At 60.5% G+C, this 14197-nt stretch carries 14 protein-coding genes; 7 read left to right on the plus strand and 7 right to left on the minus strand.

Annotated features, from left to right (window positions below; translation table 11 throughout):
* Positions 1-71 precede the first annotated feature (71 nt).
* The gene (locus WA845_RS00635) at positions 72-1712 is read left to right on the plus strand and encodes an alpha/beta hydrolase (RefSeq protein WP_162719125.1); all 1641 of its coding nucleotides are present in this window, start codon (positions 72-74) and stop codon (positions 1710-1712) included.
* A 23-nt stretch (positions 1713-1735) separates the two neighbouring features.
* On the opposite strand, the gene WA845_RS00640 is transcribed toward WA845_RS00635, so the two are convergent.
* Positions 1736-2575 (minus strand): NmrA family NAD(P)-binding protein, encoded by an 840-nt coding sequence (locus WA845_RS00640; protein ID WP_112553508.1) that lies wholly within the window; start codon positions 2573-2575, stop codon positions 1736-1738.
* A gap of 143 nt (positions 2576-2718) precedes the next feature.
* Between WA845_RS00640 and WA845_RS00645 the strand changes: the two genes are divergently transcribed.
* Complete coding sequence (locus WA845_RS00645; protein ID WP_037091555.1) at positions 2719-3087, plus strand: winged helix-turn-helix transcriptional regulator; 369 nt, start codon at positions 2719-2721, stop codon at positions 3085-3087.
* A gap of 232 nt (positions 3088-3319) precedes the next feature.
* Here the strand turns inward: WA845_RS00645 and WA845_RS00650 are convergent, their stop codons facing one another.
* On the minus strand, positions 3320-3751 hold the full coding sequence (locus tag WA845_RS00650) for an Lrp/AsnC family transcriptional regulator (RefSeq protein WP_004440719.1): 432 nt from the start codon (positions 3749-3751) through the stop codon (positions 3320-3322).
* Positions 3752-3874: 123 nt separating this feature from the next.
* On the opposite strand from WA845_RS00650, the gene WA845_RS00655 reads away from it, so the two are divergent.
* A complete protein-coding gene (locus WA845_RS00655; protein WP_112553504.1) occupies positions 3875-4975 on the plus strand; it encodes a saccharopine dehydrogenase NADP-binding domain-containing protein in 1101 nt (366 codons plus the stop codon).
* Between the two features lie 143 nt (positions 4976-5118).
* Here WA845_RS00655 and WA845_RS00660 read toward each other — a convergent pair whose 3' ends face one another.
* Positions 5119-6579, minus strand: coding sequence for a protein adenylyltransferase SelO family protein (locus tag WA845_RS00660; protein ID WP_112553502.1), 1461 nt, complete (start codon positions 6577-6579; stop codon positions 5119-5121).
* A 171-nt stretch (positions 6580-6750) separates the two neighbouring features.
* On the opposite strand from WA845_RS00660, the gene WA845_RS00665 reads away from it, so the two are divergent.
* Positions 6751-8469 (plus strand): glycoside hydrolase family 32 protein, encoded by a 1719-nt coding sequence (locus tag WA845_RS00665; protein ID WP_004440712.1) that lies wholly within the window; start codon positions 6751-6753, stop codon positions 8467-8469.
* Positions 8470-8541: 72 nt separating this feature from the next.
* Positions 8542-8715 carry a hypothetical protein gene (locus WA845_RS00670; RefSeq protein ID WP_004440709.1) on the plus strand — a complete coding sequence of 58 codons (174 nt, stop codon included), beginning with the start codon at positions 8542-8544 and terminating at the stop codon, positions 8713-8715.
* A 19-nt stretch (positions 8716-8734) separates the two neighbouring features.
* Here the strand turns inward: WA845_RS00670 and WA845_RS00675 are convergent, their stop codons facing one another.
* Positions 8735-10120, minus strand: coding sequence for an MFS transporter (locus WA845_RS00675; protein ID WP_337322165.1), 1386 nt, complete (start codon positions 10118-10120; stop codon positions 8735-8737).
* 176 nt (positions 10121-10296) lie between these two features.
* Here WA845_RS00675 and WA845_RS00680 point away from each other — a divergent pair, with 176 nt between their 5' ends.
* Together WA845_RS00680 and WA845_RS00685 are read left to right on the plus strand one after the other, a co-directional pair.
* Complete coding sequence (locus WA845_RS00680) at positions 10297-10545, plus strand: hypothetical protein (protein WP_004440706.1); 249 nt, start codon at positions 10297-10299, stop codon at positions 10543-10545.
* Between the two features lie 35 nt (positions 10546-10580).
* Positions 10581-10883: a hypothetical protein gene (locus WA845_RS00685; protein ID WP_162719116.1), complete on the plus strand. Its 303-nt coding sequence runs from the start codon at positions 10581-10583 to the stop codon at positions 10881-10883.
* A 48-nt stretch (positions 10884-10931) separates the two neighbouring features.
* On the opposite strand, the gene WA845_RS00690 is transcribed toward WA845_RS00685, so the two are convergent.
* Genes WA845_RS00690 through WA845_RS00700 form a run of 3 tightly spaced genes read right to left on the minus strand, consistent with a single transcriptional unit; the run spans position 10932 to position 14183 of the window.
* On the minus strand, positions 10932-11132 hold the full coding sequence (locus tag WA845_RS00690) for a heavy-metal-associated domain-containing protein (RefSeq protein ID WP_006700082.1): 201 nt from the start codon (positions 11130-11132) through the stop codon (positions 10932-10934).
* Between the two features lie 46 nt (positions 11133-11178).
* Positions 11179-11601 carry a Cu(I)-responsive transcriptional regulator gene (cueR, locus tag WA845_RS00695; protein WP_004440702.1) on the minus strand — a complete coding sequence of 141 codons (423 nt, stop codon included), beginning with the start codon at positions 11599-11601 and terminating at the stop codon, positions 11179-11181.
* On the minus strand, positions 11598-14183 hold the full coding sequence (locus WA845_RS00700) for a heavy metal translocating P-type ATPase (RefSeq protein WP_337322145.1): 2586 nt from the start codon (positions 14181-14183) through the stop codon (positions 11598-11600). Before WA845_RS00700 ends, cueR begins: the two co-directional genes overlap by 4 nt.
* Positions 14184-14197: the final 14 nt, after the last annotated feature.

Consider the following 14197-nt stretch of genomic DNA (forward strand, 5'->3'; position numbering starts at 1 on the left):
CACATATTACACTTAGCACAGGCGGTGAGTAGAAGGGACAAGTCAAGTTGGTAAAACAATGGGTTGAGCGGTTGTTTGCGGGTCTTTCGGCAACCGGCATCGTCTTTGGCACGGTTCTCTTCTGCGCTTCTCTCACACCATCGCTCCTGCCGCGAACATGGCTGATGCAAGGTGTGCTGTGCGGGTTTTCTTTCGCGATCGGTTACATGATCGGCGTCGCCCTTCATGCGATCTGGGCTTATCTGGAGCTGCCTGAACCCTCGCGTCATAATGTCCGCGGCGTTCGGTTTCTCATTGCGCTTGCCGCCGCGATTACGGCGATTGCGTTTCTGTGGCAGGCGAAAGACTGGCAGAACTCCATTCGCGTGCTGATGGAGCTCGATCCGCTCCCCAGCGCGCACCCCACCAAGACAGGCGCCATCGCCATACTGGTGGCTGCCATTCTCATCGGCGCAGGCCGGCTGTTCCAGCTGATCCGCCGTTTCTTTGCGACGCGCAGCCGGCATTTCCTGCCGCGCCGGCTGGCCAATGTGCTCGGCATCGCCGCGGCCATCATTCTGTCCTGGATGCTGCTCAACGGGCTGATCTTCGACATCGGCCTCAGATTTGCCGATTCCTCGCTGAAACAGGTGGATGCGCTGATCGAACCCGATGTGCCGCGCCCGTCCGATTCGCTCAAGACCGGCAGCAGCGCGTCGCTGATGACATGGGAATCGCTCGGCCGTCGCGGCCGCGAATTTGTCGCTGAAGGCCCTCGTAGCGCAGACATTTCCGCCTTCACCCACCGCCCGGCCAAGGAGCCGCTCCGGGTCTATGCAGGCTTGAACTCCGCCTCGACCCCGGATGAAAGGGCATCCCTGGCGCTTGAGGAACTGAAACGTGTCGGTGGCTTCGAACGCAAGGTGCTCCTGGTGGTCATCCCCACCGGCACCGGCTGGATCGATCCGGAAGCGCTCGATACCGTCGAGTATCTGCATGACGGCGATATCGCCAGCGTTGCCGTGCAATATTCCTATCTATCAAGCTGGATAGCCTTGCTGACGGAGCCGGATTACGGCGTCGAGACGGCGCGCGCTTTGTTTGAAGCCGTTTATGGCTACTGGACCACCTTGCCGAAGGAAAAGCGGCCGAGGCTTTATCTGCACGGCTTGAGCCTCGGTTCGCTCAACTCGCAGAAGTCCTCCGATCTTTACGATGTGCTCTCCGACCCCTTTCAGGGCGCGCTGTGGAGCGGCCCTCCTTTTTCCAGCCCGACATGGCGCATGGCCACCAATGGCCGGGTGAAGGGCACGCCGGAATGGCTGCCGCGTTTCCGCGATTCCTCCGTCATCCGCTTCGCCAACCAATATACCACCGCGCATATGCCTGATGCGACCTGGGGGCCGATGCGGATCGTTTATCTGCAATATGCCAGCGACCCCATCACCTTCTTCGAAGCCGCCTCGCTTTACCGGCGGCCGCAATGGATGGTGCATCACGGGCCAGACGTTTCCACATCCTTCCGCTGGTTCCCGGTCGTCACCCTGCTGCAGCTCGGCCTCGATGTTGCTGCCGCCACCACGGCGCCGATCGGATATGGCCATGTCTATGCGCCGGAACATTACATCGATGCCTGGACGGAGGTGACGGCGCCGCAGGGCTGGAATGCCGAGGATATCCAGCGGCTGAAAATGTTCTTCAAGGCCCGCCGCGGCTCCACCGATCCGGCTTAAGCGCGGCGGGCTCTTGTTGAGTCTCAGCCTTTAAGCCGGTCCAGATTGTCGGCGATATAGGTCTCCAGCGAACGCGGCGCATGGCCGGTCAGCGTTTCCACGTCGCCGGTCACCACCGCCGTCCAGCCCTCACGAACGGGATGGAAGATCGAGGCGAGGAAGGACGCGTAGTCCTGCGGCACACCTGCACCCGTGAGGATGCCGATAAAGACCTCGTCCGAAACGGCGGCATAAAACACTGGCTTGCCGATAGCCTGCGAAATCAGTGCTGCCGCTTCGCCGTAGCCAACTGCCCTTGGTCCGGTCAGATTGAAGGCCTTGCCGTCAAAGGCCGTGGATGTCAGCGCGGCGGCAGCGCTATCGGCGATATCGCGCACATCGATGAAGCTTGACTTACCCTCGCCCGCCGGAACGGCGATCTGGCCGTGGTCGATGCCGGCTTTCCAGTAGCTGTGGAAATTATCGGCAAACCAGTTGGGACGCAGGATGACGTAAGGCGTGTCTGACGCGATGATCTTCAGCTCGATCTGGCGATAGGGAATGGAATCGTCGGCATCGACGCCGAGAACGCTGAGGAACACGATCTTCACCTTCCGGCGTGCGGCCTCCTCGACAACGGGCGTCAGCGCGTCGATGGCATCCAGACGCCCGCCGGAAAGAAGCAGGAACAGGCGGTCAACACCGTCGAAGGCATCCGCATAAGTCGATACGTCGGTATAATCAAAACGCACCCCTTCCGCGCCGTCCGACGCCCTGCCACTGCGCGACGCCGCCTTCACGCTTTCGCCCTTGGCCACCAGTGCCCTGACCAGCGGCGTGCCGATGGTGCCGGTTGAACCGATTACGAGTATCTCGCCTGCCATCTCAAATCTCCTTAGTATCTAATGGAAACCATGTTTCGAAAACACAGATACTGCGTTAGAGAAATCATGAAAAGAGAGCACTTTTCGGTTAGCTGGTTTCCTCGCGGAAACCGGCATAGCCTTGAAACAACAGGGTGAAATCGATGGCAAATATCTATGACGTTTATGAGGACCGCTGCCCCACCCGCATGGTGCTGGACAGGATCGCCGACAAATGGGCGCTGCTGATCCTCGACAAGCTGCGGCGTGATGCCGTTCGCTTCAACCTGTTACGGCGCGAGATCAAGGGCATATCGCAGAAGGTGCTGTCGCAGACGCTGAAGAAGCTGGAGCGTGACGGGCTGATTTCGCGGCAGGCCTTTCCAACGGTTCCTGTCACAGTCGAATATTCACTGACGCCGCTGGGGCGCACGCTGACGGACACCGTGGCGGCGCTTGCCCATTGGGCGGAGGGCAATATGGACGCGGTTATGGCGGCACAGAGGGCTTATGATGAGCGGACGGTGGTTTAGACGGCTTCGCTTTCGCGTAGCGAGAGAAACATAGGAGTGGCAAGCTCCTTTGTTGTTTCGTTTTGCAGACCATCGCTTCCGTCATACCGGACTTGATCCGGTATCCAGCCAGCCCAAGTCCATGGGCTGAAAAGACTCTGTTCGCCGCGCAGACGCGCATCGACTGGATGCCGGATCAAGTCCGGCATGACGGAAGTGGGTTTCGCTTATCTTCCACTCTTTCAAACGCTTCTTACCGCGAGATCCGCGTCGACAGAATGATCGATGACAGCGTGCGCTCTACTCCGTCGAGCGCGCCGATACGGTCGATCAGCCGGTCGAGATCGAGAATCGAAGGGGCGGCCAGAATGGCGATGAGGTCAAATGTGCCGCTCACCGAATGCAGCGTCGTCACTTCCTTGATGGCGGCAAGCGCCGCAGTCACCGCTGGCAGAGCCTTCGGCCCGATGGTGATGAGCACATGCGCGCGCACCAACCCGGAAAGATAACTTTCCGAAAGCCTGAGGCCATAACCCGCGATCACGCCGTCTGCCTCCAGGCGCTCGATGCGGGCCTGCACCGTGGTGCGCGAAAGGCCGAGCCTGCGCGCCAGTTCCGCCACCGGCATGCGGGCATTCTCGGAAAGCAGCGCCAGCAGCGCCCGGTCCTTGTCAGTGATCGTCATAGTGATCAATCCTGTCGTCTTATCGTTCAATAATAACGAGCGATCTGCACATAGTGAAGCTCCGAATCGCAGTGAAACCGCAATATGATTGTGCCCTAAGAATTTTTCTGCGGGGAACAAAACATGAAAAACATCGTCGTCATAGGTGCGGGCAACATCGGCTCGGCCATCGCCTGGATGCTGGCCGCCACAGGCGATTATCGCATCACGGTTGCCGATCGCTCGGCCGACCAGCTGGCCAATGTGCCTGCTCACGAACGCGTCGACACCGAGATCGTCGACATCACCGATCGTCCGGCGCTGGAAGCACTGCTAAAAGGCAAATTCGCCGTGCTGTCCGCCGCCCCCTTCCACCTGACGGCGGGCATTGCCGAAGCGGCCGTTGCCGTCGGCACGCATTATCTCGATCTGACCGAAGACGTGGAATCCACCCGCAAGGTCAAGGCATTGGCGGAAACGGCGGAGACGGCGCTCATCCCGCAATGCGGCCTCGCGCCCGGCTTCATTTCCATCGTCGCCGCCGATCTTGCCGGCAAGTTCGACAAGCTGGACAGCGTGCGTATGCGCGTCGGCGCTCTGCCGCAATATCCGTCCAATGCGCTCAACTACAACCTCACCTGGAGCACGGACGGGCTGATCAACGAATATATCGAGCCCTGCGAAGCGATCGTCGAAGGCCGCCTCACCGCCGTTCCGGCGCTTGAGGAGCGTGAAGAATTCTCGCTCGATGGCGTCACCTATGAGGCTTTCAACACGTCAGGCGGTCTCGGCACGCTTTGCGCCACGCTGGAAGGCAAGGTGCGGACGATGAATTACCGCACCATCCGTTATCCCGGCCATGTCGCGATCATGAAGGCGCTGCTGAACGATCTCAACCTGCGCAATCGCCGCGATGTGCTGAAGGACCTGTTCGAGAATGCCCTTCCCGGCACCATGCAGGATGTGGTCATCGTCTTCGTCACCGTCTGCGGCACCCGTAACGGCCGCTTCCTGCAGGAAACCTACGCCAACAAGGTCTATGCCGGTCCCGTTTCCGGCCGGATGATGAGCGCCATCCAGATCACAACCGCCTCAGGCATCTGCACGGTTCTCGATCTGCTTGCCGAAGGCACGCTGCCGCAGAAGGGCTTCGTGCGCCAGGAGGAAGTGGACCTGCCCAAGTTCCTCAATAACCGGTTCGGCCGGTATTATGGTGCACATGAGCCGCTGGCTCGGGTGGGGTGAGCTACCGGCCTCAGATTATTCCGTCATCCCGGCCTTGAGCCGGTATCCAGCCAGCCCAAGTCCTTGGGCTGGAAATACTCTATTCGCCGCGCAGACGCGCGTCGGCTGGATGCCGGATCAAGTCCGGCATGACGGTGAGGTCGTCACGTCCCGCAAAACGTCCGAAATACCCGCTCATGGCTCATCGGCGGCTGCATATAGACGAAATTATCCGGCTGCTCCTCGAAGGGCGTCGCAATCGCCTTCAGCATGGCGTGAAAGGGCTCGAAATCATCCTCCTCCACTGCCGCCTCGATCAGTTCCTCGATGCGGTGGTTGCGTGGGATGATGGCGGGATTAACTGACAGCATCGCCGCCGATCTTTCGGAATCGGAAATCCCCTCCCGACCGGCTCTTTCCCGCCAACGGGCGAGAAATTCGTCCGCGCCCGCAATATCGATGAACATGCCGCGGAATGGCTCGGCGTCGCCATTAACGGCATGCGAAAGACGACGGAAGGTCAGCGTATAGTCCGCCTCCGATGCCTGCATCAGCGCCAGCAGCCCCTGCACCAGATCCATATCGCCCTCTTCCTCCGCCGTCAGGCCAAGTTTTGCGCGCATGCCGGTAAGCCAGCGTTTGGGAAAGGCGGCAGCAAAATCTGCGAGAACCCCATTGGCGAGTTCAGCGGCCTTTTCCACCTGCGGATCGAGCAGCGGCAGCAGGCATTCCGCCAGCCTTGCGATGTTCCACTGGGCGATGCCGGGCTGGTTGTTATAGGCGTAACGGCCCTGCGCATCGATGGAGGAAAAAACCTTGTTGGGGTGATATTCATCAAGGAAGGCGCAGGGGCCGAAATCGATGGTCTCCCCGGAGACCGCCATATTGTCGGTATTCATCACGCCATGGATGAAGCCCACCATCATCCAGCGGGCGATGAGGTCGCATTGCCGTTGCGCTATGCCCTGCAGCAGGGCGAGATAAGGATTGCCTGCCTCTTTCGCCTCGGGATAATGCCGATCAATGACGTAATCCGCGAGGTTCCTGATTGCCTCGTCATCCTCGCGCGCGGCGAAAAACTGGAACGTGCCGACACGGATGTGGCTTGCCGCGACACGGGTGAAGACGCCGCCCGGCAGGCCGACTTCACGCTGCACCCTTTCGCCGGAGAGAACAGCCGCCAGGGCCCGGGTGGCGGGAATGCCCAGCGCAAACATCGCTTCCGATACGATATATTCGCGCAGCACAGGGCCAAGCGCGGCGCGCCCGTCACCCCTGCGCGAGAACGGCGTCGGGCCGGAGCCTTTCAGCTGGATATCACGCCGTTTGCCGTTCCTGTCGATCACCTCGCCCAGAAGAATCGCACGACCATCGCCCAGCTGCGGTACGAAACCGCCGAACTGGTGGCCGGCATAGGCCATGGCCAGCGGTTCGGCTCCCTGAGGCACAACATTGCCCGAAAAGATCGCCGCCAGCCTTTCATCGTCAAGGCCGGTGACGTCGAGACGAAGCTCGTCGGCAAGCCCACGGTTGAAGGCGATGAGGCGCGGTGCCTTTACCGGCGTCGGCAGCACCGCGGCGCTGAAACGCTCCGGCAGGCGGGCATAGGAATTGTCAAATTTCATCACGGATAAACTCCCTGCTTTGCCTCTATATGGGGCCGGAGGGCGGCGGATGCGAGCGATAAATGCCGAAGCTCCGCTCCTTCGCCTCATTCAATTTTGCGCAATGAACTTTCCATCGCCATCATCGTTCCTATGCTTGACCCGCAGAATGCCGAAAGGAAAGGAAAAGCAATGACCGTCGTTGAAGCCGTAACCGCCGAACCGGAAAGCGCCATCCGTACCATTCACACCGATCTGCCCGTCAATGCCACCTTCCATGTCTGGCTGAAGGCAAAAAAAGCCGGCGAGCCGGGTGCGGTTTCCTTCTCCAATCAAAACGGAAAATTCGCTGAAGTTTCAAGCGTCAACACCGAAGAGTACGGGTTTCGGATCTATCAGGTTTTTGGCGGCGGCCATGTGGAGCTGAGTTACGACACGGTCACCACCGCCGTTTCGGTGATTTATTGGTTCACGGCATCGGATGTACTCGAAACCGGCATCACGGTTGTCCATACCAAGCCTGACAATGCCGCGCCGGAACTTCCCGGCAGCTACCACTTCCGCCCGCCCTTCGGCTGGATGAATGACCCGAACGGCTTTGGCCGCTTCGAGGGCCGTCCGCATCTGTTTTATCAGCATTATTCGCACGGGCTGCGGTGGAACACCATGCATTGGGGACATGCTGTCTCCTCAGATTATCTTCGCTGGCGGCATCTGCCGATCTTCCTTTTTCCGTCAGAAGACCTGACCACCCGTCCGGACAAGCGCGGCGGCGCCTATTCCGGCTCCACCATTCCGCTGGTGGAAGGCACCGGCATCCGCGTGTTCTTCACCGAGCAGGTGCAGGACCGCATTCCCGAACAGCAGATACAGCTCACCGCCACCTCGTCCGATCTCATCATGGCAGGGCAGGCAGACGTCATTCTGGGCCATCGTCCGGACGGACAGGGGCTGACGCCGGATTTCCGCGATCCTTACGTCTTTCGCGGTCCCGATGGCTTATGGAAAATGGTGCTCGGCAGCCAGAGCGAGGGCGGCGGTGTCATCCTGCTTTACGAAACGCTCGACCCCACGGCTGCTTCCGGCTGGACCTATGTGGGCAAGCTTTGGGTGGAAACGCGTTATAAAACCACAGCCATCGAATGCCCCTGCCTGCTGCCGCTCGATGGCCCCGCCAATGCCCGTTCCACGCGCTGGGTGCTGATCTACGGACTGATGCACTCGGAAGACCCCGAGACAGGCCGCAAGAACCTGACGATGGCCGATGTGGGCTGGTTCGACGGCAAGGTCTTCACCAAGGAATCCGGTCAGGAGCTCGATTTCGGCACCGATAATTATGCCTTTCAGGCCTTTCTGGACGGGGATAGCATCATCGGTATCGGCTGGCTGGCCAATTGGGCCGACGCCAATCCCGAGATCGATTTCCCCACCTCCATGACGTTACCGCGCCGGATCACTTATGTGAATGGCGAGCTTCTGACCCCACCCATCGGCGCGGCCGAAAGCCTGCGCAGCCACATTCTCGACCGCACCCGGCTTGCGGCCGGCGAGCGCGTCACCTTCATCAACGGCGCAGTGGAGATATTGATCGAGCTTGCGTCGCCGGGGGTGCCCTTCGAACTCGCGCTTGATCACCCGACGGTCACGCTCGGTCTCGTCAGCGACGAAACGGGCCTCTGGATCCGCCACGAGGATGGGCGGGAGGGCCCCTCCCCACATTACATTGCCAAAGGCGCAAGGGCCTCGCGCGTCCGTATCTTTCTGGATTACGGCTCCATGGAGGTTTTTGCCAATCGCGGACGGTATGTCGGCACGAAACGCATCGAGGGCTTCGAGCCCGTGCGCGCCGCTCTTTTGAAGGCCGAGCCCGGGGCGGTGGTCCACGCCACGACCTGGGCGCTGCGTCCCTAAGGAACCTTTTGGCGGATTGGGTGGTTGATAGACCAGAAACGCCCGAAAAATTCCGCCGAAAGGAGAAACGGCATGACCAAAATCCGCGACACCAGCGATCCCATCCTGTTTCCGACGGAAGCCAACGAGAACAAGACCGAGAAGAAGCGCGCCGGAAAGGGTATCGTCATCGTCATCGGCGCGATCGCCGTCATGGCCTTTGTGGTCTATCTGACGGCGATCACCATCGCCACTACCCAGTCCTGACCAGGCCGCGGCGGGGGCGCTAGCGCACGCTGCGCAGCCCCCTTGCCGTGAAGATCGCCAGCAGCGACACCACGACACCAAGTCCGTAAAGATACATTATCGGCATCGTCACGTCTGCCCGATCGACTTGCGTCACGAGATCGGTTGCAGCGGCCACGGTGCCGCTTGCACCCGCACCGGCGGCGGCTCCCAGTGTCGCGACCGTGGGGAGCAGAGCGCCCGTCATCTTGCGTTCCTCCTCCGGTGCGGCTTCCATGGCCGCCTGGCTGATACCTGCCCATGACATGCCGAAAGCCGATCCTATCAGGATTTGCCCAAGCAGCATTTCGACCGAACTGCCGGACGAAAGCCCGAGCCCGAGCAAAATGCAGCCCGGCACCATCTGATACGGGCCGTAATGCAGGCAAACCTCGCGCAGGCGATCGGAGCGCAGGCTACCAATCAGCATTGCCACCAGGCTCCAGGCGAGCGGCATCGTTACCACGATAAAACCGGCGAAGGTGGGTTCATGACGCCAGAGATTGATGGCGACATAGGCCAGATAGACGCTGCCGAGAGCGTGGGCGTAGGACATCAGGAACAGCACCCAGAAGCCGCTGCCGAGCACCGTCTTCAACCGAAACGAATCCTTCGGAAACAATCCAACGGAAGGCCGTGTACCGGCGCGGAGCGAGGCCCACAGGAGTGCTGCACCCGCCAGCAGGGACAGGGCGCGCAGGCTCGCATCCTCGAAGGCAGAGGGAGCGGAAAACGCCAATGCGCCGACGAGGCAGAGTGCCAGCGGCACCAGCGGCCTGCGCGTCGTCACCACCGGTCGCTCGGCGGAGACGGCAATGGCAGTATAGGCCACGAGCAACAGAATCAGGGGTGCCGACAACAGGAAGGTGGCGCGCCAGGAGATATGTTCGGTTGCGAAACCGCCTGTGAGCGGGCCGATGAACGAGGCGACCGCCCAGATGGCCGCCTCGATGGCAAAGACCTTCGGCAACAGGCCGGAGCGGAAACCGGCGGGAATGAGGCTGTAGCACACGGCAACGATCAACCCGTCCGCCAGACCCTGCAAGGCGCGACCGACGACGACCCACAAGAAGTCGTCGGCGATTGCCGAAAGGATGGAACCCAGAGAAAAGATCAGGCAGCACAGCAGCAGGACCGTGCGCGCGCCGAAACGTTCGCGAAACAGCACGGCGGTGACGCCGCCAGCGACGGAACCGACGAAATAAAGACTGTAGGCCCAGCTATAAAAGGCCGCTCCGCCGATTTCATTCACGGCCACCGGCAAGGCCGTGACGACCGCGAACTGGTTGAAAGCGTGCAGGCCGATACCGGAGGAGATGACGGTTAAAAGCGAGAGATTGGTCCCGCTCAACAATTCACCCCAGCCGTTTTTCTCCGTCATTTCCATACTCGTCAAAGCCGCATCCTTTCGATTTTCGCGATACGGCGGGCAAACTAGAACCTCAAGCGCCATTGAGGTCAAGACAGCTTTTTCGCGCCACTCGATCCGAAGGAATTCGCAGGCGACAGGAACCCTGCGCGTTTCCGCTCGTTTGCCGAATAACCGATAGAAAGGATACCGTCATGGACCGCAAAAAAATCCTGCCCTCGAACGAAGACGCCATGGATGAAGACCTGCTCGACCTCGACATCGACGCCCTCCCCGCCAAGGGAGAAATTCCTCAATTCATCGAGCAGGAAATCGAGGAAGAAGAGGCCGAGAGCGAGGACGACCCCTATCAGGAAAGCGACGAGGCCCTGCCCGACGATGCGGAGGAACGGGTGATCAACCGCAATCCCTCGCGCGAGGGCGGGGCGTTCGACGAGGTTTAACCGCTTGTCAGGCCGGATGCGAGGCGTTTCAACATGTGGCGCTGATGATCCTGCCCACCGAAGAAGACGGCGAGAACACGCAATGTCTTCTCGCCGTCATCAACACCGAAATGAAAGATCGCCTGATTTTTCGCGACCCGACGAAGGCCGGGCAAAAGTTCAGGCATCAATGTCCCGTGAAACGGTGCCTTGCCGAGGGTTTGCATATCCGCCTCAATAGCGCCGATGCGCAGGACCGCCCGCTCGAATGCCTCCGGCAGCGTGTCGCCGAGGCCGCGATAGGATTGAAGGAGATGGTCGAGACGGACATTGGAGTTCTGCCTTCAAAGGAAAAATGATGCTACTCAGCAGCATATCTTTCCTTTTCATTCCTGGAACGACGTGCGTCAGCCCGCCCGTTCAGGCGAGTAACCGGCCTCGCGGATTGCTTCCTCCGCGGTTGCGGCGTCACCCGTTACCGTGAGCCTATGCGTGGAAAGATCGATATTGACGGCGGCGTCGGGAAGGACGTCCGAAAGTGCGCCGCGCAGGGTCTTTTCGCAATGGCCGCAGGTCATGTCCGGGATGAGGAAGGTGGTTGGGGTCATGATTTCTCCTATTGGTCGGCGCCGATATTTTCGCACCGGCTTTCTTTCAGTGGGTTCTGGCGGGCTTGCTGTCTGTCTTGTCGGCACCCGCGAGATCATCGAGGATGGGGCAATCGGGCCGGTGGTCGCCGCCGCAGCAATGGGCGAGATGGGAGAGCGTTTTCACCATGCTCTTCATCTCTGCGATCTTCTGTTCGAGATCGGCGATGTGGACGAGCGCGATTTCCTTTACCGCCGAACTCTCACGGCTCTTGTCCTGCCAGAGTTTCAGCAGCGTCTCGGTTTCTTCCAATGAAAAACCGAGCGTTCTCGCACGTTTGATGAAGCGCAGGTTATGGACATCCTGCTCTCCATAGACGCGGTAATTATTACCGGTGCGCGCGGCGGGGGTGATGAGGCCGATCTGCTCATAATAACGGATCATCTTGGCGGAAACGCCCGATGCCTCCGATGCCTGGCCGATATTCACGATTTCACCTCCCGATGAGCGACCTTCGCCCGTTTCAACCGCAGTGCATTGGCGAGAACAAAGACGCTGGACAGCGCCATCGCCCCCGCACCGATCATCGGCGACAGCGTGATGCCGAAAGACGGATAAAGCACGCCCGCCGCAACCGGTATCAGCGCCACGTTGTAACCAAAGGCCCAGAACAGGTTTTCCTTGATGTTGCGCATGGTCGCGCGGCTCATCTCGATGGCGTTGACCGCGCCAAGAAGATCGCCGCCAACCAGCACCACGTCAGCGCTTTCGATGGCGACATCCGTGCCGGTGCCGACGGCAATGCCGATATCGGCCTCTGCCAGTGCCGGCGCATCATTGATGCCATCGCCGACGAAAGCCAGCACCTTGCCGCCTGCCCGCATCTCATGGATTGCCTTTACCTTGCCCTCGGGCAGTACTTCCGCAACCACACGGGAAATACCGACCTGCCGGGCTATGGCATTTGCCGTACGCTCATTGTCGCCCGTCACCATCGCCACTTCGATGCCCATCGCCTGCAACGCCTTGATGGCGGTGACACTTGACGGTTTCAGCGGATCGGCGACGGCGATCGCAGCCGCCAGCCTGCCGTCGATGGCAGCATAAAGCGGCGTCTTGCCCTCGTCACCCAGCCTTGCAGCGGCTTCGGCGAAGACATCAACCGAATGACCCAGTTTGGCCATGTAACGATCCGCACCGACCTCGACCTTGCGGCCATTGACGGTGGCGGCGATACCGTAACCCGTCACGCTTTCGAAGTTCTCGACGGTTGGGGGTTCAAGTCCCTCTCCCGCTACGACCCCCCGATCTTCCGCAGCCCGGACGATGGCTTCGGCGATCGGATGTTCCGAGCGACCCTCGACGGCGGCAACCAGCGCCAGCACGTCGTTATCGACAAATCCTTCCGCAACCACGAGATCGGTCAGTTCCGGGCGGCCCTTGGTGACGGTGCCGGCCTTGTCGACCACGACGATCTCAGCCGAGCGCAGTTCCTGCAGGGCCTGTCCCTTGCGGAACAGCACGCCCAGCTCCGCTGCCCGACCGGTGCCGACCATGATGGAAGTCGGCGTGGCAAGACCCATGGCACATGGACAGGCGATGATGAGCACCGCGACCGCATTGACCAGCGCGAATGTATAGGCAGGTTCGGGACCGAAAATCGCCCAGATGATAAAGGTCAGCACCGCAATCGCAATGACGACGGGCACGAACAGCGCGGTAACCCGGTCGACAAGCAGCTGGATCGGCAGCTTGGAGCCCTGCGCCTCCTCCACCATGCGGATGATCTGCGACAGCATGGTATCGGCGCCCACCTTGGTCGCCTTGAACTTGAAGGCCCCGGTCTTGTTGATGGTGCCGCCAACGACCGCAGCGCCAACCGTCTTTTCCACCGGCACCGGTTCGCCTGAAATCATGGATTCATCGACATAGGACGAGCCTTCAACAACTTCGCCATCCACCGCCAGCCTCTCGCCGGGACGGATGACGACGATATCGCCCATCACCAGATCGTCAGGAGAAATATCGATGGTGGCACCATCGCGCTCTACACGGGCGGTCTTCGCCTGCAGGCTCATCAGCTTACGGATGGCGTCTCCGGTGCGGCCGCTGGCGCGGGCTTCGAGAAGCCGTCCGGTCAGGATCAGCGTCACGATGACCGTTGCCGCTTCATAATAGACGAATTGCGCCTCTGCCGGCAGCAGGTCGGGCGCGAAGGTCGCCACGACGGAATAGAGATAGGCGGCAGTAACGCCCAACGCCACCAGCGAGTTCATTTCCGGCGCGCCGCGCAGCAGGGCCGGAAAACCGGTCTTGAGGAAGCGCAGACCCGGTCCGAAAATCACCGCCGTCGCCAGCACGAAATAGATATAATAGAGGTTCTGCGTGTCGATGATGCCCATCAGCCAGTGGTGCATCGGCTCATAGAGATGGCCGCCCATTTCCAGCACGAAAAGCGGTGCCGTCAGGATGGCGGCGATCGTCAGGTCGCGTTTCAGCGCGCCCTCTTCGCCCGCATGGTGCATATGGTCATGGCCGCCACTTTCACCGGCCGTCGCCATCTGGCTGTGGCCGTGGTGATGCCCCTCGTGCCTGTTGTGGGATTGATGGGAGGAATGGTCGTGCGGCTTTGGCGTCGCCAATGCAAAGCCGGCAAGTTTCGCCGTTTCCACCAGCGCGTCCCGTTCACGCCGGCCGCCGATCGTCTCCACGGCGGCCTTGCCGGCTGCGGTATCGACAGTGGCGTTAATGGTGGTTGCGACAGCTTCCAGAACAGCCTTCAACCGCGCCGCATCCGCATCGCTGTGCAGACCTTCGACGGTAAATTCATGCCGATCCGGTGCAATATCGTAACCCACCTTCTTGATCGCAGCGCCAAGCGTTTTGGCTGAGAAACCTTCAGCCGGCTCGACCGTAAGCTTCTTCGTGGCGAAGTTCACGGAACTCGACATGACGCCGGGCACCTTGGCCGCGGCCGTTTCCACCCGCCGCACGCAGGAAGCGCAGGTCATGCCTTCCACGGGAATGGAAACCGGTTGATTTGGATGGGCGTGTCTGACTGTCTCGTTCATGGGAAATCCCCTTT

Origin of the sequence: Agrobacterium sp. CMT1, from assembly GCF_037203725.1 — a bacterium.
Lineage (GTDB): Bacteria > Pseudomonadota > Alphaproteobacteria > Rhizobiales > Rhizobiaceae > Agrobacterium > Agrobacterium pusense.